17 protein-coding genes and 2 pseudogenes are annotated in these 22052 nt (G+C 66.9%); 10 read left to right on the top strand and 9 right to left on the bottom strand.

The window, feature by feature from the left end; translation table 11 throughout:
* Positions 1-44: 44 nt before the first annotated feature.
* From AC1DOX_RS20110 to AC1DOX_RS20095, 4 genes are all read left to right on the top strand, one after another.
* A complete protein-coding gene (locus AC1DOX_RS20110; RefSeq protein WP_441620084.1) occupies positions 45-1013 on the top strand; it encodes a Bug family tripartite tricarboxylate transporter substrate binding protein in 969 nt (322 codons plus the stop codon).
* A 193-nt stretch (positions 1014-1206) separates the two neighbouring features.
* Entirely contained in the window at positions 1207-1647 is a 441-nt protein-coding gene (locus AC1DOX_RS20105) for a cupin domain-containing protein (RefSeq protein WP_092139702.1), read from the top strand.
* A gap of 81 nt (positions 1648-1728) precedes the next feature.
* Positions 1729-2718, top strand: coding sequence for a Bug family tripartite tricarboxylate transporter substrate binding protein (locus AC1DOX_RS20100; protein WP_441620082.1), 990 nt, complete (start codon positions 1729-1731; stop codon positions 2716-2718).
* 22 nt (positions 2719-2740) lie between these two features.
* Positions 2741-3913, top strand: a complete 1173-nt coding sequence (locus tag AC1DOX_RS20095; RefSeq protein ID WP_441620080.1) for an acyl-CoA dehydrogenase family protein — start codon at positions 2741-2743, stop codon at positions 3911-3913.
* Between the two features lie 496 nt (positions 3914-4409).
* Here AC1DOX_RS20095 and AC1DOX_RS20090 read toward each other — a convergent pair whose 3' ends face one another.
* On the bottom strand, positions 4410-4592 hold the full coding sequence (locus tag AC1DOX_RS20090) for a glycine zipper 2TM domain-containing protein (RefSeq protein WP_092143747.1): 183 nt from the start codon (positions 4590-4592) through the stop codon (positions 4410-4412).
* A 287-nt stretch (positions 4593-4879) separates the two neighbouring features.
* Here AC1DOX_RS20090 and AC1DOX_RS20085 point away from each other — a divergent pair, with 287 nt between their 5' ends.
* Positions 4880-6946 (top strand): putative bifunctional diguanylate cyclase/phosphodiesterase, encoded by a 2067-nt coding sequence (locus tag AC1DOX_RS20085; protein ID WP_441620077.1) that lies wholly within the window; start codon positions 4880-4882, stop codon positions 6944-6946.
* Between the two features lie 154 nt (positions 6947-7100).
* Here the strand turns inward: AC1DOX_RS20085 and AC1DOX_RS20080 are convergent, their stop codons facing one another.
* A complete protein-coding gene (locus tag AC1DOX_RS20080) occupies positions 7101-7373 on the bottom strand; it encodes a copper resistance protein CopQ (RefSeq protein ID WP_441620075.1) in 273 nt (90 codons plus the stop codon).
* A 313-nt stretch (positions 7374-7686) separates the two neighbouring features.
* Here AC1DOX_RS20080 and AC1DOX_RS20075 point away from each other — a divergent pair, with 313 nt between their 5' ends.
* Positions 7687-7980 carry an H-NS family nucleoid-associated regulatory protein gene (locus tag AC1DOX_RS20075; protein ID WP_092143758.1) on the top strand — a complete coding sequence of 98 codons (294 nt, stop codon included), beginning with the start codon at positions 7687-7689 and terminating at the stop codon, positions 7978-7980.
* Positions 7981-8079: 99 nt separating this feature from the next.
* Here the strand turns inward: AC1DOX_RS20075 and AC1DOX_RS20070 are convergent, their stop codons facing one another.
* Positions 8080-8541 (bottom strand): hypothetical protein, encoded by a 462-nt coding sequence (locus AC1DOX_RS20070; RefSeq protein ID WP_477101493.1) that lies wholly within the window; start codon positions 8539-8541, stop codon positions 8080-8082.
* A gap of 251 nt (positions 8542-8792) precedes the next feature.
* On the opposite strand from AC1DOX_RS20070, the gene AC1DOX_RS20065 reads away from it, so the two are divergent.
* The 3 genes from AC1DOX_RS20065 (at position 8793) to AC1DOX_RS20055 (ending at position 11471) form a co-directional block, all read left to right on the top strand.
* Positions 8793-9470 (top strand): heavy metal response regulator transcription factor, encoded by a 678-nt coding sequence (locus AC1DOX_RS20065; RefSeq protein ID WP_092143761.1) that lies wholly within the window; start codon positions 8793-8795, stop codon positions 9468-9470.
* Between the two features lie 37 nt (positions 9471-9507).
* Positions 9508-10971, top strand: coding sequence for a heavy metal sensor histidine kinase (locus AC1DOX_RS20060; RefSeq protein WP_441620070.1), 1464 nt, complete (start codon positions 9508-9510; stop codon positions 10969-10971).
* 92 nt (positions 10972-11063) lie between these two features.
* Complete coding sequence (locus AC1DOX_RS20055; protein WP_092143763.1) at positions 11064-11471, top strand: VOC family protein; 408 nt, start codon at positions 11064-11066, stop codon at positions 11469-11471.
* Between the two features lie 156 nt (positions 11472-11627).
* Here AC1DOX_RS20055 and AC1DOX_RS20050 read toward each other — a convergent pair whose 3' ends face one another.
* The 4 genes from AC1DOX_RS20050 to czcI all read right to left on the bottom strand — a co-directional run bounded on the left by AC1DOX_RS20050 (position 11628) and on the right by czcI (position 17785).
* Positions 11628-14795 carry a CusA/CzcA family heavy metal efflux RND transporter gene (locus AC1DOX_RS20050; protein WP_441620068.1) on the bottom strand — a complete coding sequence of 1056 codons (3168 nt, stop codon included), beginning with the start codon at positions 14793-14795 and terminating at the stop codon, positions 11628-11630.
* Between the two features lie 12 nt (positions 14796-14807).
* On the bottom strand, positions 14808-16064 hold the full coding sequence (locus AC1DOX_RS20045) for an efflux RND transporter periplasmic adaptor subunit (protein WP_441620066.1): 1257 nt from the start codon (positions 16062-16064) through the stop codon (positions 14808-14810).
* 24 nt (positions 16065-16088) lie between these two features.
* Positions 16089-17339 (bottom strand): TolC family protein, encoded by a 1251-nt coding sequence (locus tag AC1DOX_RS20040; protein WP_143018570.1) that lies wholly within the window; start codon positions 17337-17339, stop codon positions 16089-16091.
* An 80-nt stretch (positions 17340-17419) separates the two neighbouring features.
* Positions 17420-17785, bottom strand: coding sequence for a cation efflux protein, CzcI family (czcI, locus tag AC1DOX_RS20035; RefSeq protein WP_441620063.1), 366 nt, complete (start codon positions 17783-17785; stop codon positions 17420-17422).
* 137 nt (positions 17786-17922) lie between these two features.
* Here czcI and AC1DOX_RS20030 point away from each other — a divergent pair, with 137 nt between their 5' ends.
* Positions 17923-20373 (top strand): heavy metal translocating P-type ATPase, encoded by a 2451-nt coding sequence (locus AC1DOX_RS20030; RefSeq protein WP_441620061.1) that lies wholly within the window; start codon positions 17923-17925, stop codon positions 20371-20373.
* A gap of 43 nt (positions 20374-20416) precedes the next feature.
* On the opposite strand, the pseudogene AC1DOX_RS20025 reads toward AC1DOX_RS20030, so the two are convergent.
* Both AC1DOX_RS20025 and AC1DOX_RS20020 read right to left on the bottom strand, forming a co-directional pair.
* Positions 20417-21040: pseudogene (locus AC1DOX_RS20025) on the bottom strand (polysaccharide deacetylase family protein); the annotation flags it as partial.
* Positions 21033-22052: pseudogene (locus tag AC1DOX_RS20020) on the bottom strand (bifunctional UDP-4-keto-pentose/UDP-xylose synthase); the annotation flags it as partial. The pseudogenes AC1DOX_RS20020 and AC1DOX_RS20025, both read right to left, overlap by 8 nt.

Genomic DNA, 22052 nt, shown 5'->3' with positions numbered 1-22052 from the left:
GGCCCGCACTTCTTTCACACCTGTCCGACCCGGAGAACTGCCTCATGAAACCGTTTGCGCACGCGCTGGCTGCTGTCTGTCTGACGCTGGGATCCACCCTGGCTGCCGCGGGATCTTTCCCCGACAAGCCGATCCGCATGGTGGTGCCATTCCCGCCGGGCGGCACGACCGACTTGCTTGGCCGCGTACTGGCCAGCCGGCTGTCGGAAACGCTGGGCCAGCAGGTCGTTGTCGACAACCGTCCCGGCGCCGGCGGCACGATCGGTTCCGACGCCGTAGCAAAGGCGCCCGCCGATGGCTATACGCTGCTGTTCGGCACGGTCGGCACCCAGTCGATCAACACCTCGCTATACAAGCGGTTGCCCTATGACGCGCAGAAGGACTTCACGCCGGTCGCGCTGTTTGCGGGCGTACCCAACATCCTCGTGGTCAACCCGAAGGTGCCGGCCAATTCGGTGAAGGAACTCGTGGCCTACGCGAAGGCGCATCCGAACGCGCTCAACATGGGATCGGCCGGCAATGGCACGACCAACCACCTGTCGGGCGAGCTGTTCAAGTCGATGGCCAACGTGCAGATCGTCCATGTGCCGTACAAGGGCAGCGGCCCTGCCATGGCCGATCTGCTGGCCAACCAGGTGCAGTTGATGTTCGACAACCTGCCCGGGTCGCTGCCGCATGTGAAGGCTGGGCGCTTGCGCGCGCTGGCCGTCACCAGCGCCACGCGTTCCCCGGCCTTGCCCGATGTGCCGACGATGGCCGAGGCCGGCATCAGCGGCTATGAGGCGGCCGTATGGTTTGGCGTGGTGGGTCCGAAGGGCATGCCCGCCGATGTGGTGGCGAAGCTGTCCGCGGAGATTACGCGCATCGCCCAGGACAGCAATATGCGCGACAAGCTGCTGCAGCAAGGCGCGTCGCCCCTAACCGCCACGCCCGACCAGTTCGCCGGCGTGATCCGGCAGGACACCCTCAAGTGGTCCAGGCTGGTGCGCGAGTCCGGCGCCACGATCGATTGATCAGACATTTGATCCCGCGGCAGCAGGGGCGGCCAGAGTACACGGATTTTGTGCTCTGACCGTCTTGTTTCACGTTTCCTCCGGGCCCACCCTAGTTGACGTCGTTTTTCATGGGAATAAAATATGTTTCACAAACATGAAAATCAGGCGCCCACGCTAGACGATGGGGCGCCACGTTGGAGACAGCCTGTCCATGACCGCCGCAACACCCCACACCCCTTCGGTCGCCTCGTCCGAAACCCCCTCCGCTGATTCCCCCGTTTATTTCGTCCGCACCGAAGAGGTGGCCGGCTACCACCCGGCCAACCACGTCGGCACGCTGAACCGTCGCATCATCGGACGCGAGAACGTCGGCGCCACACAGCTGGAAGTCATCCACGGCACCATCGAGCGGGGCAAGGGTGCGCTGCCGCATGCGCACCCGGGCATCGAACAGGTTTGCTATGTGCTGGAAGGCCGCGCGCGGGCCGAAGTCAACGGCGCGTCGAAGGAGCTTGGCCCCGGTGACTGCTGCTTCTTCCCGGCCGACGCGATGCATGTCTTTACCGTGATCAGCGACGAGCCCGTCAAGCTGCTCGTGATCTACGCACCGCCGTACGAAGAGTCGCCAGACCGCGTGATCCGTCCGGCCTGACCCCCGCACGCCTTGCCTTGCGGCCGCGCTTCTTTCACACAGCAGCGACCGCTATCCGACAAAAAACCAAAGGAGACCACCATGCCGAATTTCCGCGTGCGGCGCACGCTCGTCGCAGCCTTGCTGGCGCTGCCCGCCATGACCGTGACGTTGCCACAGGCCGCGCGAGCGGCCGACGCGTATCCGAGCCGCCCGATCCGGCTGGTGGTGCCGTTTGCGGCGGGTAGCGGTACCGACGCCGTGGCCCGTATCACGGCCAAGGAACTGGGTGACGCGCTGGGCCAGAACGTGGTGGTCGACAACCGGCCGGGCGCCAACGGCGCCATCGCGGCGGAACTCGTGGCGCAGGCCGCGCCGGATGGCTACACGCTGTTCATGACGACGAATACCACGCATTCGGCCAATCCGTCGCTGATGAAGAAGCTGCCCTACGACCCGATCAAGGACTTCGCGCCGGTCGCGCGCATGGGCAACCTGCCGTTCATGCTCGTCATCAATCCCAAATTGCCGGTGAAGACCGTCGGCGAGCTGATTGCCTATGCCAAGGCCCATCCGGGCATGTCGTACGCCAGCGGCAACAGCACCGGCATCGTCTCGGGCGCCACGCTGGGGCGCATGGCCGGTGTCGACCTGCTGCACGTGCCTTACAAGAGCACGCCGCCGGCCATGACGGACGTGATCGCCGGCCAGGTGCCGATGATGTTCGTCGACGTGGCCGCCGGCATCGCGAACGTCAAGGCCGGCAAGATGCGCGCACTGGCGGTGACCACCGCGCAGCGCAGCCGGCTGCTGCCGGACCTGCCGCCGATTGGCGATACGCCGGGGCTGAAGGGCTTCGACATTACGTCGTGGAATGGCGTGTTCGCGCCGGCGAAAACGCCGCAGCCCGTCATCGAGCGGCTGAATCGCGAGCTGTCGAAGATCGCGGCCAGCAAGGAGGTGGCGCCGCGCTTCGAGGCGCTCGGCTTCGAGGCCTTCGGCCAGACGCCGCAGCAGTTTGCCGGCTTCGTGGCGGGCGAACTCGTCAAGTGGACCAAGCTGGTGAAGGACGCCGGCATCCAGCCCGAATAACCGTATCGACGGGGAATACCACATGAATTTCGAAAGGACACCCGAGCAGAACGCGATTGTCGAGGCCGTATCGCAGTTGTGCAGCGACTTCGGCCCGGACTATTGGGCCGGCCTCGACCAGCGTCACGAATTTCCCGAGGCCTTCCACCAGGCGATGGCTGGAGCCGGGTGGCTCGGCATTGCCATGCCGGAACAGTACGGCGGGGCGGGGCTGGGCATCACGGAGGCCGCACTGATCATGCAGACGGTGTCGGCGTCTGGCGCTGGCTTCTCGGGTGCATCGGCGATCCACATGAACGTGTTCGGCCTGAACCCGGTGGTGGTGTTCGGCTCGGAGGCCCAGCAGGCCGCGGCGCTGCCGCCGCTGATCGCCGGGCGCGACAAGGCCTGCTTTGCCGTCACGGAGCCCGATGCGGGGCTCGACACCACCCACCTGAAGACGCAGGCGGTGCGCACGGCCGATGGCAGCGCGTATCGCGTGGATGGCCGCAAGATCTGGATCTCCACCGCCCAGGTGGCCTCGCGCATGCTGCTGCTGGCGCGCACCACGCCGCTGGAGGCGGTGGCCAAGCCCACGCAGGGGCTGAGTCTGTTCTACACGACGCTGGACCGTGCGCACATCGAGGTCCGCGAGATCGACAAGATGGGGCGCGGGGCGGTCGATTCGAACATGCTGTTCATCGATGGCCTGATGGTGCCGGCGGCGGATCGCATCGGCGAGGAGGGCAGGGGCTTCGAGTACATCCTGCACGGGCTGAACCCGGAGCGCATCCTGATTGCCGCCGAGGCCGTGGGCCTGGGCCGTGCCGCGCTGGAAGCTGCCACGCGCTACGCGCGCGAACGCACGGTGTTTGGTCGTCCCATCGGCCAGAACCAGGGCATCCAGCATCCGCTGGCGCAGGCCTGGATGGCGCTGGAGGCCGCCGACATGATGGTCTGGAAGGCCGCCTGGCTCTATGACAATGGCAAGCCGTGCGGGGCGGAAGCCAATGCCGCGAAGTATCTCGCCGCGGAAGCCGCCCACCAGGCCTGCCAGACGGCCGTGCTGACGCTTGGCGGCATGGGCTATGCCCGCGAGTACCACGTGGAGCGCTACCTGCGCGAGTCGTATATCCCGCGCATCGCCCCTGTCAGCGCACAGCTGATCATGTGCCATATCGCGGAGCGCGTGCTCGGCTTGCCGAAATCGTATTGAAGGAGACACCGTCGTGGTCGCCTGGTCCGAGGCTATCCGGGCGTACGGCGCGGCAGAAGAGAAAGCCCCGGAGCGGATGCCCCGGGGCTTTCTCATTGCAGGTTTCCCACGGCCGCGCCATGCGGGTCCGAGAATATTCCGTCGTTGCATGCCGCGACGTCTTTCAGCGATGAAAACGTTCAATCATCGTTGAAGGACATCGCGACCGACGCCCATGGCGCGGCGCGCGGCGATATCCACTCCCCATCTGGAGGGATACCGCGCAAGCCTGGATGACCCTGCCCGCCATCCAGACCGCGGAAAATTTGGAGGCACTATCAAAATGATTCTGGCGTCGTTGCGCGGCCTTGCCGTACCACTTGTACTGTCGGCGCATGCCGCTGCGCAGGCGGATCGCGTGCGATCCGAAACCCCTGCTTCGCCCTAGCGAGAACCGCTATCGCTTCATTTTGATAGCGCCTCTGAAAAACGGATCAGCCCCAGGCGCGTCACAGCCTTACTTGCCCAGCTCGTGGCCGATCACCCCGCCAACGACTGCGCCGCCGATCGTGCCGGCCGTGCTGCCGTGCGTGACTTCATGGCCCACTACGCCGCCGGCCACTGCGCCGGTGGCCGTGCAGCCCGAGAAGGCCCAACAACATGCGCCCACGGCGAGCGCTCCTGCCAGTCGTTTCCACATGATGTGTTCTCCTGCATCCAGGACGCCGTCTCAACAGAAGCGCGGCAGCATCCTGATCGTCAAGACTCAAGAATAGGTGTGAGACAGCGCGTGGCCATTCCGGCGCGCGCCGATTGAGATGTAGGAATTGTCGGACGGCAGCTGTGCAGTGCCGTCCGCCTGTTGGCGATGCGGGTCGCGCTTCAGGCCGGTTTGAATTTGCCGATATTCCCAACGGATGCCGGGAAATACACGCTCGCGCCGCGTAGAATGCCCGGCTGCCCCAAGCCACTGTCCCGTCACGCGCCATGATTTCCCCCAGCTACGACGCGCTGCTCGTCCTGTTCTCCCTGCTTGTCGCGATTCTTGCGTCATATACCGCGCTCGACATGGCGGGACGCATTGCCACCGCCCGGGGGCGGCACGCCCACGTCTGGCTGGCTGGGGGCGCGGTGGCCATGGGGCTGGGTATCTGGTCGATGCACTTCGTCGGCATGCTGGCGTTCCGGTTGCCGATTCCGCTGGGCTACGACCCCGCCATCACGGCGTGGTCGCTGCTGATTGCCATCGTGGCGTCAGCCTTCGCGCTGCGGCTGGTGTGCCAGGAACACCTGCCCAGGCGCCGCCTGGCGCTGGGCGCGCTGGTGCTGGGCGCCGCCGTGGCCAGCATGCACTACACCGGCATGGCGGCGTTGCGCATGCAGCCGGCCATCCATTACGTGCCGTGGCTGTTCGTGTTGTCGATTGTCATTGCCGTGGTGGCATCGGGGGCGGCGCTGTGGATTGCGTTCCGCCTGCGCCGGAACATGCCGCGCATCCATCAGCTGCGCATGGGCGCGGCCGTGGTGATGGGCGGAGCCATCGCCGCCATGCATTACACGGGGATGGCCGCGGCGGAATTTCCGCTAGGCAGCGTCTGCGGCGCGGCGGGCAGGGGGATGGACGGCGGCGCGCTGGCGCTGCCGATCCTGGTGATCACGGTGTGCGTGCTCGCGGTGGCGCTGGTCACGTCCGTGCTCGATATGCGGCTGGAGATGCGTACCGCCGTGCTGGCGAAGGCGTTGGGCGTGGCCAACGAAGAACTGCAATTCCTGGCCTTGCACGACAAGCTGACCCATCTGCCCAATCGTGCGCTGCTCGACGATCGCTTCGAGCAGGCCATCCAGGCCAACGTGCGCCATCCTGGTGCCTTTGCGGTGCTCTTTGTCGACCTCGACGGATTCAAGGGCGTCAACGACACGTACGGTCACCATGTGGGCGACGCGCTGCTGGTGGAGATCGCCAACCGGCTGCGTGCCGCGGTGCGGTCGGAAGATACAATTTCGCGGGTCGGCGGCGATGAGTTCGTGCTGCTGGTGCGCGTGGAGGAACCGGAAGATGCCGGCGTGATCGCCGAAGCGGTGCTCGAGACGCTACGCGAAACCGTGCAGGTGGCAGGCCATGTGCTGCACGTCTCCGGCAGTATCGGCATCGCGCTGCATCCCGCGGACGGCCAGGACCAGGACACGCTGATGACAAATGCCGATGCCGCGATGTATCACGCCAAGGCATCGGGCCGCAATGCGTACTGCTTCTTCGAGCGGTCGATGAACCACCAGGCCCGCGCGCAGCAGACGCTGATCCAGGACCTGCGCGGCGCGCAACGCAACGGGCAATTGCAATTGCATTACCAGCCGAAATTCTCCGCGTCCGAGAACACGCTGATGGGGGCGGAGGCGCTCTTGCGCTGGAACCATCCGGTGCACGGCATGCTGATGCCGGACCAGTTCATCACCCTGGCGGAGAAGACCGGCGCGATCGTCCCGATCGGCGCATGGGTGCTCGACGAGGCCTGTCGCCAACTGGCGGTGTGGCATGCGGCGGGCCGGCCCGAATGGACCATGGCGGTCAACCTGTCGGCCTTGCAGTTCTGCCATGTGGGGATGGTCGATTCGGTGGCGCAGGCACTCGCGCGACACGCGGTGCCCGCTGGCTGCCTGACGCTGGAGATCACGGAATCCACCGCGATGCGGGATGTCGAGGCCAGCCTGGCGATCCTTACGCAGCTGGACGACATGGGGGTGCGGATTGCGATTGACGACTTCGGTACCGGCTATTCCAGCCTGCTGCATCTGAAGCGGATTCCCGCCAGCGAGCTGAAGATCGATCGTGGCTTTGTGCGCGATCTGGCGGAAGACACGGAAGACGCCGCGATTGTGTCGGCCATCGTCGCACTCGGGCGGACGCTGAACCTCAAGGTGGTTGCGGAAGGGGTGGAGACGACGGCGCAGCAGGCGTTTCTGGCGGGGCTAGGTTGCGACGCCTTGCAGGGGTACTTGCTGGGTAAGCCGATGCCGGCATCGCAGTTTCCGGGGGTGCCGGCGGCGGGCCACTGACGCTTGCCCGGGAGGTAATGACAATGCCGTCGCGCAAGGACGGCGGAGGTATTGCTGGGGTGCTGACGCGAAATCCCGAGCCGCCAGCGCCGGGATGAGCCGGGTTGAGCCGGGCTTAGGCGGGCCTGGACGCGCGCCAGCGTTCTGAAACTGCTTAGTTGCCGCTGGTGAACTTGTCGCGCGGGCCGGTGGCACTGAAGCTGCCGTCGGTGAACGGGCTGCGTGCGTCCTGGATGCTGCGTGCGCCGTCGGTGAAGGGGTCGCGCGCGCTGGTGCGGGCGCCATCGGTAAACCCATCGCGGTTGGTGATGCGCGCGCCGTCGGTAAAGGGGTCCGCGGATCGCGGTGCGGCGTTGGCCAGGCCGGCGGTGCCAGCGATCGTGGCGGTCAGGGCGGTGAAGAGCAGGGCTTGCTTGATCTTGTGCATGGAGGACTCCGTCAAGGGGTGAGAGCCGGGTGAAACCGGGCTCGGTCGCCGGACATCGTCACAGTGTGTGACAACGTGACGACCACGCTGTGCAGTCTAGAAAGCAGGTGCCGACGTCAGCATGACTTCCACATGACATTGCTGTCATGCAGCAAGACGAATTTGCCCCTGTGTTGAAAGACTATCCACTCGTTCGAGGGGTGTGTCCCCAACACCCTGTAGAATTCGTTTCTGGCCCGCCTGGCTCTGGTCTGGGCACTTCCCGAATTTCTTCTTCAGCCCGTCTCGCAGGCGGCGGGCGCGCACGAAAGTCATGTCCGAGTCTGATGCAGCCAAACAAGCCGCGGTGGCATGGATCCGCGAGCAGATGGATCGCCATGGCCTGACGTTCGACGATTTAGTCGAGGCAGGTTGTTTTGACGAAGTCGCGGAGGTCGAAGCCACCGCGCATGATGTTCCCGAAGCACCGCACGTCGAGGACACCGTGGTCCGCGTGCTCTATCGCAATGCCATGGGCCAGACGTGGGACGGCACCGGCGAATACCCGGACTGGCTGCAGCGCGCCGTCAATGCCGGGCAATCGATCGATTTCTACCGCGTGGACTGAAGCGACGCCGCGCGGCCCCCGGATGTGCCGTGGCCGCGTCGACTCGCTTGCAGCGGAGCAAATCAGAAGACCGGGCGTGTGGTGGACGCCCTGTGGATGTCAGCAGCGCCGCGCGCTTGACGGCTCGGGCTGCTCGGGCCGCCTGAGCCGCTTGGGCAACAGCGGCAGGTCGGCGGCCCACGTGGCATTGGCGGCCGGTGTGGCCAGTGGCCTGGCATGGCGAAGATATTGCAGCGCCACTAGCGGGATTTCCGTGAGCAATGTGGCGCCAGCCACGTGATGGGGGTCGGTCGCGTGGCCCATGCCGTTGCCGGCCGGCTCGGCGTCTTGCCAGCCGGGCGTCCCGGCTGCATCAGCCAATGCGTCATCCGGCGATTGCGCCACGAATGCCTCGCGGATTTCGGCTTCCGCCTCCGCCTTGAGCGCGGCATGCCGCTCAGGCATCGACAACCCCGCCGCTTCCTCCGCGCCACACACCATCATGGCTGCCGCCGAGGCACCCTCGACGGGCAGCGCGATCGTGGCAAGGCATAGCAGGAAGCGGGTGAGCGGTCGTTTCATCGAAATGGCGGATTGCGCAAGGGATTCAGGGGGATTGCAGGCCAGCACCCGCATACGCAGGCAGCGTCCCCCGGCAACGGTTCCCCGACAGAAGGCGCGATTGTACTTGGGATAACGGCCGGCAATCCGGGGTCAAAAGATGACATTCCTGCAATCTTCGTAAAAACGGGTCGATCCTCGGCTAGTGTCGTAGTTTCTCTAAACAACCCAAGCCAATGGGCCGAAGCATCCCGGCCCGGAAGTGAATTAGCATGCGCATCCTGATCGTGGAAGACGAGCCGAAGGCCGGCGATTACCTGCTCAAGGGGTTGACGGAATCGGGCTTCGTCGCGGACCTGGCGCGCGATGGCGTGGACGGCCTTGCCCACGCCCGCGAGCAGCACTACGACCTCATTGTCCTCGATGTCATGCTGCCGGGCATGGATGGCTGGCAGGTCTTGCGCGAACTGCGGCGCGACAAGGACACGCCCGTACTGTGCCTGACGGCCCGCGACGAGTTGTCGGACCGTCTCAAGGGCCTGGAGCTCGGGGCGGACGACTATATGGTCAAGCCGTTCGCGTTCGCCGAACTGGTCGCGCGTATCCGCACGATCCTGCGGCGCGGGCCGCTGCGGGAGAGCGAGTTCATGGAGGTGGCCGATCTCCAGATCGACACGATCCGCCGCCGCGTCACGCGCGCGGGCCAGAAAATCGACCTGACTTCCAAGGAATTCGCGCTGCTGCAACTGCTGGCGCGCCGGCGTGGCGAGGTGCTGTCGCGTTCGCTGATCGCCTCGCAGGTCTGGGACATGAATTTCGACAGCAATACCAACGTGGTGGATGTGTCGATCCGGCGACTGCGGGCCAAGGTCGACGATCCGTTCCCCAACAAGCTGATCCACACGCGCCGCGGCATGGGCTACGTGCTCGACGAGGCGGACGAAGCATGAGGGACGCGCGCGCAGGACACGCCATGAAGGACGCGGCATGAAGCGGTGGATGCAGTGGATGCTGTGGGTGCGATTACCCCGGGCGATCACCTCGTCGCTGACCACGCGGCTGGCGCTGGCATACGGGCTGACCACCGGCGCGATTCTGGTGTGCGTGGCCGCCTATCTGTCGAGCACGCTGGGCAGCCAGCTGCAATCGCGCGACGAAAGCGAGCTGGTCGGCGAGGTGCTGCTGGTGCGGCATTTGTTGCGTGAAGTCACCGACGAGGCCGAGATCCGTGCCGACACGCACCGCTTTGCCGATATCGCCATGGGCCACGAGGGGCTGATCCTGGTCGTGCGCACGCGCCAGGGCGAGCCGCTGATCACGCTGAATCCGCGCAACGAGTCCCTGCCACCGCTGCGTGTGCTGCCAGCGACCACGGCGCCGGACAAGTCCTTGCTGCAGACCTGGCACCCGCGCAACGGTGTGCCGTCTCGCGGCATGGCGGCGCTGGGCCAGGTGGGCGACAGTGACCGGGCCGTCGAGATCGTCGTGCTCAGTGATGCCGGCTACCGCGTGGCGTTGATGCGCGAGTATCGAAGCCAGCTGCTTGGCGCGGTGCTCTGCGGGGCGATCGTGGCCGCCGCGCTGGGTTTCCTGCTGGCAAGGCGTGGATTGCGTCCGCTGCGCCGCATGGCCCATGACGCGGCGGCGGTGACCACCAGTCGGCTGGCCACGCGGCTCGATGTGGGCGAAGCGCCCGAGGAACTGCGCGAGCTGGCCGGCGCGCTGAACGGCATGCTGGCACGACTGCAGGACAGTTTCACGCGCCTCTCCGCTTTCTCCGCCGACCTGGCGCATGACTTTCGCACGCCCATCAGCAATCTCGTCGGCCAGACCCAGGTGACGCTGGCGCAGCGACGCAACCCCGCCGAGTATGAAGCGCTGCTCGAATCGAATCTCGAGGAATACGAGCGGCTGTCGCGGATGATCGAGAACATGCTGTTCCTGGCGCGCGCGGACAACGCGCAGGTGGCGCTGGGCGCCCGGGCGCTGGATGCGCGCGGAGAACTGGACAAGGTGGCCGAGTATTTCGAAGCCGTGGCGGCGGACCGCGACCTGACGCTGGCGGTGTCCGGCGTGGCGACGGTGACGGCCGACCAGACCCTGCTGCGCCGCGCGGTGATCAACCTGCTGGACAACGCGATGCGCCACGCGCCGGCAGGCAGCACCGTGCGCATGACGGTGGCGCGTGCGAAGCCGGGTTACACCGGCATCTGCGTTGCCAACGCGGGTCCGGCGATTGCGAGCGAAGCGCTGCCGCATCTGTTCGGCCGCTTCTATCGCGCCGACCCGTCGCGCCGCAATTCGGCGACATCCACCGGTCTCGGACTGGCCATCGTCGACACGATCATGCGCCTGCATGGCGGCAGCGTCACCGTGCGCAGCGAAGCGGGCCGGACGGAATTCGAACTCGATTTTCCCGATACGCAGGCCGGTCACAAAGCCGGCGCATAATGCCAGCGCGGGAGCGATCCTCTCGCGTGACCTGGTGAGGCTGGCGTGAACCAGCCTCAACCTCTTGATCGGAAAAAATCAAGGAGACCGATATGCAGGTGCAACCCTATCTGGACTTCGGCGGACGGTTCGACGAGGCCATGGCGTTCTACGGCAAGGTGATGGGCGCCAAGGTGACTTTCATGATGCGCTACAAGGACGCGCCTCCGGGCGAGCAGCAGCCGAGCCCCACGTGGGCGGACAAGGTGATGCACGCCAACATCCAGCTCGGCGACAGCCAGATCATGGCATCGGACGGCCGCGAGGGGCAGACCCCGGCGTTCTCGGGCTTCATGCTGTCCGTCGGCGACGTGCCCAAGGCCGAAGGCGAGCGCATCTTCAACGCGCTGGCCGAAGGCGGCCAGGTCATCATGCCGTACCAGAAGACGTTCTGGGCTGAAGGTTTCGGCATGCTGGTCGACAAGTTCCAGATGACGTGGATGGTCAACTGCGAGCACTAGCCCGATCAGTTTCTGACCGCGCAAGCAAGGCCGACTGTCTAGTCGGCCTTTTTTGCGCCCATCGTCCGCCACCTTGCTTCGCATACAGGCGCCGGGGCACCCGTGAAGTCCTCCACGAAGGCTTTGCGGAGACTTCACGAACCCCTGACGAACCCCTCAGGATGCCGATGGCTCGGCACTGCGGGCGATCTCGACGGCACCCTCGTCGCGGCCATGTGCCCAGCGGTACAGCACCGGCAATACCAGCAGGGTCAGCGCCGTGGAGGACAGGATGCCGCCGATGACCACCGTGGCCAGCGGGCGCTGCACCTCGGCGCCGGTGCCGGTGGCGATCGCCATCGGCACAAAGCCGAGCGAAGCCACCAGCGCCGTCATCAGCACGGGCCGCAGCCGGGTGAGCGCACCGCTGTGCACGGCCTCGGCGAGCGGCTTGCCTTCCTCGCGCAGGCTGCGGATGAACGACAGCATCACCAGTCCGTTGAGCACCGCCACGCCGGACAGTGCGATAAAGCCCACCGCTGCGGAGATCGATAGCGGAATGCCGCGCAGCCACAACGCCAGCACGCCGCCGGTCAGCGCGAACGGAATGCCCGTGAAGACCAGCAAGCCGTCCCGCGCGTTGCCGAACATGATGAACAGCAGCACGAAGACCAGCAGCAGCGCCACCGGCACCACGATCTGCAGCCGCTGCGTGGCGGATTGCAGCTGCTCGAACGTGCCGCCCCACGCGATCCAGTACCCGGTGGGAATCGTCACCCTGGCTTCGATCGCAGCCATCGCCTCCGGCACGAAGCTGCCGACGTCGCGGCCGCGCACGTTGGCGCTGATCACGATGCGGCGCTTGCCGTTCTCGCGCGAAACCTGATTGGGGCCGGGCGCGATGGCGAGCGTGGCGATCTCGCCCAGCGGGATGTAGTTCGTACGCGCGTCGGCGCCCTTGGGCAACGGAATCGGCAGGCGTCGCAGCGCTTCCACGTCGGCACGGATGCCTTCCGGCAGGCGCACGCCGATATTGAAGCGCCGGTCGCCCTGATAGAACACGCCGGCGTCGCGGCCGCCCACGGCAATCGCCACGGTGTCCTGCACGTCAACCATGTTCAGGCCGTAGCGTGCCGCGCGCGATCGGTCGACCTCCACGCTCAGTACCGGCAGCCCCGTCGTCTGTTCCACCTTGACCTCGGTGGCGCCGGCCACGCCCTGCAGCACCTGGGCGATCCGCTGCGCGGTCGCGTCCAGCACGGCGTTGTCATCGCCGAACAGCTTGACGGCCACATCGCTGCGCACGCCCGAGATCAGCTCGTTGAAGCGCAACTGGATCGGCTGCGAGAACTCGTAGCGGTTGCCGGGGATCTGCTCCAGCTCCACCTGCATCGCCGCGCGCAAGGATTCGCGCGAGCGCGAGGGGTCGGGCCACTGATCGCGTGGCTTGAGCATGACGTAGCCATCGGAGGCATTCGGCGGCATCGGATCGGCGGCAATCTCGGCCGTGCCGGTGCGCGCGAAGACGCGTTCGATCTCCGGGAATGTCGCCTTCAGGCGCGTCTCGATCTGCTGCTGCATGGCCACCGATTGCGTCAGGCTGGTGCCGGGAATGCGCAACGCCTGCACGGCGAAGTCGCCCTCGTTCAGATTGGGAATGAACTCGCTGCCCAGCCGCGTGGCGACCAGCCCGCTCAGCAGCACGGTGACCGCCGCCGCGGTCAGCACCACAGGGGTATTGGCCAGCGCGCGCGTCAGGGCCGGGGCATACCAGCGGCGTGCCCATCCCATCAGCCGGTTTTCCTTTTCCGCCACGCGATCGCCGATAAACAAGGCCACGGCGGCGGGCACGAAGGTGACCGACAGAACCAGCGCGCCGGCCAGCGCCAGCACCACGGTCATCGCCATCGGGTGGAACATCTTGCCCTCCACGCCGGTCAGGGCAAAGATCGGGATGTACACGATCATGATGATCAGCTGGCCGAACACCAGCGGCCGGCGTGCTTCCCGCGCGGCGGCAAAGACCTCGTGGAAGCGCTCGGCGCGCGTCAGCGGGCGGCCCTGGCGCGTCCGCGCATGGGCCAGGCGGCGCACGCAGTTTTCCACGATCACCACCGCACCATCGACGATGATGCCGAAGTCCAGCGCCCCCAGGCTCATCAGGTTGGCGCTGATCTTGTACGTGACCATGCCGGTGAACGTGAACAGCATCGACAACGGAATGACCAGCGCCGTGATCAGCGCCGCGCGAAGGTTGCCCAGGAACACGAACAGCACCGCGATCACCAGCACCGCGCCTTCCAGCAGGTTCTTCTTGACCGTGGCAATCGCCTTGTCGACCAGCACCGTGCGGTCGTAGACGGTCACGGCCTTGACGCCTGCCGGCAGCGACTTGTTGATCGCCGCCATGCGGGCGTCCACCGCGCGCGATACCGCGCGGCTGTTTTCGCCGATCAGCATGAACACGGTGCCCAGCACGACCTCGCGGCCGTTGTCCGTGGCGGCGCCGGTGCGCAGTTCGCGGCCGAGATCCACCTCGGCCAGGTCGCGGATCCGGATCGGCTGGCCCTGTGCGGTGCCAACGATCACGTCGCGGATGTCGTCGATCGACTTCACCTGGCCCGGCGCCCGCACCAGGTATTGCTCGCCGCGCCGCTCGATATAGCCGGCGCCGACGTTGCTGTTGTTGCGCTCCAGCGCCTGCACCACGTCCTGCAGCGACAGGCCGTATGACGCCAGCTTCTCCGGGCTGGGGGCCACCAGGTATTCCTTGGCGAAGCCGCCGATCGAGTTGATGTCGGTCACGCCCGGCACGGTGCGCAGTTGCGGCTTGATGATCCAGTCCTGGATTTCGCGCAGGTCGGTGGCGGAATAGGGCGTGCCGTCCGGCTTGCGCGCGTCGTCGTCGGCTTCCACCGTCCACAGGTAGATCTCGCCGAGCCCGGTGGAGATCGGCCCCATTTGCGGGGAAATGCCGGACGGCAGCTGCTCGCGTGCCTCCTGCATGCGCTGGTTGACCAGCTGGCGCGCGAAGTAGATGTCGGTGCCGTCCCGGAAGATCACGGTGACCTGCGACAGCCCATAGCGGGACAGCGAGCGTGTCTGCTCCAGGCCCGGCAGGCCGGACATCGCCGTCTCCAGCGGATAGGTCACGCGCTGCTCGGCTTCCAGCGGGGAATAGCCGGGCGCCGCGGTGTTGATCTGGACCTGGACGTTGGTGATGTCCGGTACGGCGTCGATCGGCAGGCGGCTGTAGTTGTAGGCGCCCAGCAGGGCCATGCCCAACACGGCGAGCATGACCAGCCAGCGTTGCTCGATGGCGAAGCGGAGGATGCGTTCGAACATGAGGATCTCCGCTCAGTGCGCGTGCTCGGCGCTGGCCTTGCCCTGTTCCGCCTTCAGCACGAAGCTGTTGGCGGCCACGTAGCGCGTGCCCGGCGCGAGTCCGTCGGTGATTTCGATCCGCTTGCCGTCGGTGCGGCCCGCCTTGACGGGGCGCGCGGCGAATCCTCCGGGCACCTCGACGAATACCTGCGTCTGGCCGCCCTCGGTCTGCACCGCGTCGGCTTCGATGGCGACGGGCACCTCGGCGTCGCCGGTGGCAACGCTGACGGTGACGAACAGGCCGGGGCGCCAGGCCATGTCCGGATTGGCGAGCGTCACGCGTGCCGTGGCCGTGCGCGTCTGCTGGCCGAGCAGGGCGCCTACGTAGGAGATCCGGCCCTCGGCGGTGCCATTGAACGCGGTGGACACCACGCGCACGGATTCGCCCAGCCGCACGTGACCCAGGTCCTTCGGCGCGATCACGAATTCGGCCCAGACGGTGTTCAGGTCGGAGATGGTGAAGACCGTGGTATCGGCGGCAACGGCTTCGCCCAGGGCCAGGTGCTTTTCCACGACGATACCGTCGAAGGGCGCACGCAGTTCGAACTGGTTGATGGCGCCGGCTGTGGGCTTCGCGCCGATGGCCGTCAGCTTCTGCGCGGCGTTCTGCGCGGCGATCTCCGCCTCCTGCAACGCGGTGCGCGCGGCCAGGAAGTCCTGCTCGGCCGAGACCTTGTCCTCCCACAGCTTCTTTTCGCGGGCAGATGTGGTGCGGGCCAGTTCCAGCCGGCGCTGTGCGGCCAGCAGTTCGCTGCGCTGGTCGGATAGCTGGGTGCTGGCGAAGACGGCCAGCAGGTCGCCCTTCTTCACGCGCTGGCCGAGGTTGGCCGCGACCGATTCGGCGACACCCGCCACGCGGGGTACCACGTGCGCCGTGCGGTCTTCGTTGAATCGGATCTCGCCGGGGAATTGCACGGCGCTGCGGATGCGGCCCGGCGCGGCGGTGTGCAGGACGAGGTTGGCGTTGCGAATCTGTTCCGGCGTCATCGCGATCACGCCGGCCGGCGCATTGCCGTGATCGTCCGGCTTGCTGGTTGCGGTCGATGCGGCGGCGGCGATTGCGGCGGGCTTGCCGTTCGCGGCCTCGCCTGCCCCGTGCGCGTGATCGTCGTCGTGTTCGTCGCGGTGCCCGGTTCCGCCGCGCCCGGCCAGCAACAATGCCAGGGCGGCAATCAGGCCGGCGATCAGGATGGCGGCGATGGCCATCCCTTGTTTTCGTGTCATCGTCATGGCGATATTCCTTGCGTCGGCGCGCTAGCGTCCGAGAATGCGGTCGATCGTGGTCGCGGCCTGCCAGCTGCTGGCGACCACGCCGAGGTAGCGGATGCGCGCCTGGAGCAGCGTGCGCTGGGCGTCCAGCACGTCGAGGTAGTTGAACTTGCCTGCTTCAAAGCCTTGCGTGGCAGCCTGATAGGCACGTTGCGCCGCGGGCAGCACGGTCTCGCGCAGCGTCAGCGCGGAGGCCCGCGACACCGCGAGCTGGCTGGCCGCCTGCTGCAGGTCGTGATCGAGCCGGACCTGTGTGGCGCGGTATTCGTCGGCGGCCTTGTCGGCCTGCCGGATCGCGGTGTACAGGTTGCCCTGGTTGCGATCGAATAGCGGCAGCGGGATGGCGACGCCCAGCACCGGGTAGTAGCCGCGATCGGAAGCGTTTTCGCGCTTGGCGCCCACGCTCAGCGTGACGTCCGGGTACTGGCGGCTGCGCTGCACATTGATCTCCGCCTGCCGCCGCGCGAGCTCCCGCTGGCTGGCCACCAGCGCCGGGGAGGCGTCGAGCGACTGGCGCAGCAGCACGGCTTCCGGGCGAGTGGGCAGCGCTTCGAGGTTGCCGTCCGCCTCCGCAAAACGCGGCGACGGATTCCCCCATAGCGTGGATAGCGCCTGCCGGGCGGCGATCAGGGCAGCATCAGCCTCGGCGCGCTCCAGTTCGGCATTGGCCAGTTCCACGCCCGCCTTGGTTTCCTCGACTGGCGAGATCTTGCCGGCGGCCACACGGCGCGCGGCGGCACGGGCCCCACGCGCGGCAATCTCGGTGGATCCGGCGGCCAGCCGCACGCGTTCCTGTGCCACCAGGACGTTGAAGAACGCGCCGATCACGCTGGCGCGCAGATCGGCCTGCGTATTGCCGAGCTGCGCCTGCGCGAGTTCCCGCGTCCGCTGTGCGGCGCCGATGCGGGCGGCGCGCTTGCCGCCGAGTTCCACTGGCAGGTTCATCTGCGCCGTCGTGGTGCGGGTGGACTGGCGCGTGTCCTCCATCAGCAGTGCCACTTCGGGATTCGGGATCACGCGGGCTTGCGTGATGCCGCCCTCTGCGGCATCGAGTTCATGCCGGGCAGCGGAAAGCGTGGGGTTCTGTGCCGTAGCCAGCGCCAACGCGACGTCCAGCGTCAGCGCGCCCGGTGGCTCTGGTGCGGGATCGGGGCGAACAGGTGCGGCGTCCTGCGCGGACGCGAGCGGGCTGAGCAGTGCGGCCGCCAGCCCAAGCGGCATAAGGAGTCTTCTCATCGAATTTCACCGTGCAGACAGGGAAAATCGGCGAGACGTCAGGAATCAGGAAAGTGAGGGAGATGTCCGCGTCTCGCCGGCTAGACGGGACGGGACCACTGCGGGCGGTCGGGGACTGGGGCGGGAATGGAGCCGAAACCGGAAACACGCGGCAGGTAACGCACGGTGACGACGTCATCGCCACCCGGCAGCAGGACTGCCGCGAGTACGCCGTGGGAGCCTGGGAAGTGGCAGGCGGCACAGTCGGCGTCGGGCAATTTGGCGCCCGGCTTCGCGGCCTTCTGATGGTCATCGGCGTGGTGCTCGTGCGTGTGGTGGCCGATGTGCCAGGCGGTGGCGCCGGTCTTGGTGCCGCCGTCTTCGTGTGCGCAATACGCCGCCGCGCCGGCCCAGGCGAACTGGATCGGCAGCAGGATGACGAAAAAAACGAGCAGCAGGCGGCGCATGGGCAGCGATTATAAGCGCGTCGGCGGCGTGCCGGCATTACGTCCTTGTCATGCCCGCCGGCAGGAACGCGACGCTTGACCTTGTAGCCACTTCAGGGTCTTCAATACGAGGCAACCAAGAACAATCGGAACCTGACATGGCTCGCTCCACCCCTGAAAACGTCGTGCCGCCGGCATCGGCCACGCACGGCCACGGGCATGCGCACGATCACGATCATCACGGCCAGGATTGCTGCGGGCACGACCACGATCACGCCGGTCGCAGCCATGATCATCAGGGCCACGATCACGGCCTCCATGCCGCTCAAAACAGCCATGCCGGCCACGACCATGCCGGGCACGACCACGCGAGCCACGATCAGGCCAGCGACGATCACGCCGCGGCCCATGCCTGCTGCGGTTCGGCCTGCGGCACCGCCATGCCCGTGCGGGACGCTGTGACGGCGCCGGCGGGCACGCGGTCCGCGGCCTACCGGATCGATGCGATGGATTGCCCGACCGAGGAGACCCTGATCCGCAACAAGCTGGGCGGCATGGCCGGGGTGGCCGCGCTGGACTTCAACCTGATGCAGCGCGTGTTGACCGTTCATCACACGCTGGATTCGCTCGATCCCGTGATCCGGGCCATCGGTGCGCTCGGCATGAAGGCGGAGCCGGTGTCGGCGGCCGCCCCCGCTGCGCCAGCGGAGTCGCCCAAGCCGTGGTGGCCGCTCGCGCTGGCCGGCGCGGCGGCGGTGGCGGCGGAAGTCGCGCACTGGCTCCAGGCGGGCGATCCCTATGTGCCGGCAGCGCTGGCGCTGGTTGCCGTCGCCTTGTCGGGCCTCGGCGTCTATCGCAAGGGCTGGATTGCGATTCGCCACGGCAATCTCAACATCAACGCGCTGATGAGCATCGCCGTCACGGGCGCGATGCTGATCGGCCTGTGGCCGGAAGCGGCGATGGTGATGGTGCTGTTCGCGCTGGCGGAACGCATCGAGGCGGCGTCGCTGGACCGTGCCCGCAATGCCGTGCACGGCCTGCTGGCGATGGCACCGGAGCAGGCCACGGTGCGGCAGCCCGACGGCGGCTGGCAGCCCGTGGAGGCGCGCGCGGTGCCCGTCGGCGCGCTGGTGCGGTTGCGCCCCGGTGAGCGCGTGGCCCTCGATGGCCGCGTGGTGCGAGGCACATCCGCGTTGGACCAGGCGCCGATCACGGGCGAAAGCGTGCCGGTGGACAAGACTACCGGTGACGCGCTCTACGCCGGGTCGATTAATCAGTCTGGCGAACTCGAGTACGAGGTCACCGCGCCGGCCAGCGATTCCACACTGGCTCGCATCATTCACGCAGTCGAGGCCGCGCAGGGCAGCCGTGCGCCGACGCAGCGTTTCGTGGACCAGTTCGCGCGCATCTACACGCCGGTGGTCTTTGCGATCGCCGTGGCGGTAGCCGTGGTGCCGCCGCTGTGGCTCGGTGGCGGCTGGCTCGACTGGATTTACAAGGCGCTGGTCCTGCTGGTCATCGCATGCCCCTGCGCGCTGGTGATTTCGACGCCTGTGACCATTGTGAGCGGCCTGGCGGCCGCGGCGCGGCGCGGCATCCTGGTCAAGGGCGGAGTGTATCTGGAGCAGGGAAGGCATCTGGCGTGGCTGGCGCTCGACAAGACCGGCACGCTGACGCACGGCAAGCCGGCGCAGACGGATTTTGCGATGCTTGTCGACGACCTACCGCAGGCGCGCGCGATTGCGGCGAGCCTCGCGGCGCGTTCGGATCACCCGGTATCGCGGGCCGTGGCCACGGCCGCGGATGCGGACGGCGTGGAGCGTTTCGACGTGGCGGACTTCGAGGCCCTGCCGGGGCACGGCGTGCGCGGGACAGTGAACGGTGCCAGCTACAGCCTTGGCAACCACCGCATGATCCACGACCTCGGCGCGTGCTCGCCCGCGCTGGAAGCGCGCCTCGAGGCGATCGAACGGCAGGGCAAGACGCTCGTGATGCTGGCAGGCATGGCGCCGGAGCATGGCGGCACGCCGAGGGCGCTGGCGCTGTTCGCGGTGGCCGATACGGTCCGCGACACCAGCCGCCGCGCGATCGAGGAACTGCACGCGCTCGGCGTCCGGACGCTGATGTTGTCCGGCGACAATCCGCACACCGTGCAGGCGATTGGCGAGGCCGTGGGCATCGACGAGGTGCGTGGCAACCAACTGCCGCAGGACAAGGCCGCCGCGATTGCGCTACTGGCCGGGCAGGTTCACACGCACGCGGGGCGGGTCGGGATGGTCGGCGATGGCATCAACGATGCGCCGGCACTGGCGCGTGCCGACATCGGCTTTGCGATGGGGGCCGCCGGCACGGACACCGCGATCGAGACCGCGGACGTCGCCCTGATGGACGACGACCTGCGCAAAATTCCGGCGTTCGTGCGGCTGTCGCGGCGCACGTCGGCCATTCTGAAGCAGAACATCGCCTTGGCGCTTGGCATCAAGGTAGTGTTCCTCGCCCTGACGGTGATGGGCATGGGCACGATGTGGATGGCGGTCTTCGCGGATATGGGGGCGAGCCTGCTGGTCGTCTTCAACGGCCTGCGGCTGACGCACGCCGGACGCCACTGAGACGCACACTGAGATGTAAATCGCGCCGCCGACGCCGTACGGATCAGGGCTGGATGATCAGCTCGCCGCTGCGTCCTTCGATCTCGCCCCAGGTGACCGGCAGCCGGGGCAGGTCGGTGTGGTCGAGTTGGCGGTAGAACGTGGCCATCGAGACCAGCTCATGCCCCTGGGCGCGCCAGCCCGCCAGCAACCGTTCGAACACGGGCGCCAGCTTGCCGCCTTCCAGCTCGGTGTGCAGCGTGAACACGTGATCGCGCTGGCCCTCGGTCAGGCGCAGCACGGCGTGGTGCACGTTCTCTTCGGTCAGGTCGTCCACGCCGATCAGCTCGTCCAGCGTCGGTAGCGTGGTGGGCATCTGCACGTGACGGCAAGGCTTGCCGTCCACGGTGGGGATATACGGCGCGGTGCCCCGGCCGTCCGATGCGTAGACCATGCCCCAGTCGTCGATCTGGCGGAAGGCCTCGTCATTCATCTGCCAGCCAGCCGCGCCGTGGGTGGGCGGCGGGGCGGCGAAGATGTCGACGTAGCGGTCGAACGCGTGCTGCATCTGGCGGCGCGTCCAGGCGGCGTCGCGCCCGCGCACGTTGTCCTGCCAGTAGACGTGGTCCCAGGTGTGGATGCCGCACTCGTGACCCGCCGCGGCGGCCGCACGCATTTCGGCGGCGCTCCACCACCTTGTCGCGGTARGCYTCGAAGATGCGGCGCAGSGCCTGCTCCATCGTCACCTGCGGCTTCCAGCCCAGTTCCTCGATCGTATTGTCGATCTTCGGCACGCGGTGCTGYACGTCCTGGTAGCCCTTGCCGTAGAACTCGCCCGACGACGTCTCCACGATCTTGGTCTTCTGCGCTTCTTCCGCGTACTCCGGATAGTCCGCMGCCATCTTCAGCATCATCTCCGCCAGCTCGCGCACCGAGTRGATGTTGCTCGGGTTGCCGATGTTGAAGATCTTGCCGCTGGCCACACCGTCCTTGTTCTCGATGATCTGCATCAGCGCCGCGATGCCATCCGAGATATCGGCAAACGCACGCTTCTGCGCGCCGCCATCGACCAGCTTGATCGGCTCGCCGCGCACGATATGGCCGAGGAACTGCGTCACCACGCGCGAGGACCCTTCCTTCGATTCGAAGATCGAGTCCAGCCCSGCGCCGATCCAGTTGAACGGACGGAACAGCGTGTAGTTCAGGCCCTGTTCCATGCCGTAGGCGTGAATCACGCGGTCCATCAGCTGCTTGGAGCAGGCATAGATCCAGCGCGGCTTGTTGATCGGGCCGTACACCAGCGGCGAGGCTTCCGGATCGAATTCGTCATCGGCGCACATGCCGTAGACCTCGGAGGTCGACGGGAACACCAGGTGCTTGCCGTACTTCACGGCGGCGCGCACGATCGGCAGGTTGGCCTCGAAATCGAGTTCGAACACGCGCAGCGGCTGGCGCACGTAGGTGGCCGGCGTGGCGATCGCCACCAGCGGCAGGATCACGTCGCACTTGCGGATGTTGTACTCGATCCACTCCTTGTTGATGGTGATGTCACCTTCGAAGAAGTGCATGCGCGGATGGTTCACCAGGTCGCCCAGGCGGTCCGACGACATATCCATGCCGTAGACCTCCCATTGCGTGGTTTCCAGGATGCGGCGCGTCAGGTGGTGGCCGATGAAGCCGTTGACGCCAAGAATCAGGAC

The organism is Cupriavidus sp. 01L415, assembly GCF_056400065.1.
This window is presented reverse-complemented; position numbering and strand designations above follow the sequence as displayed.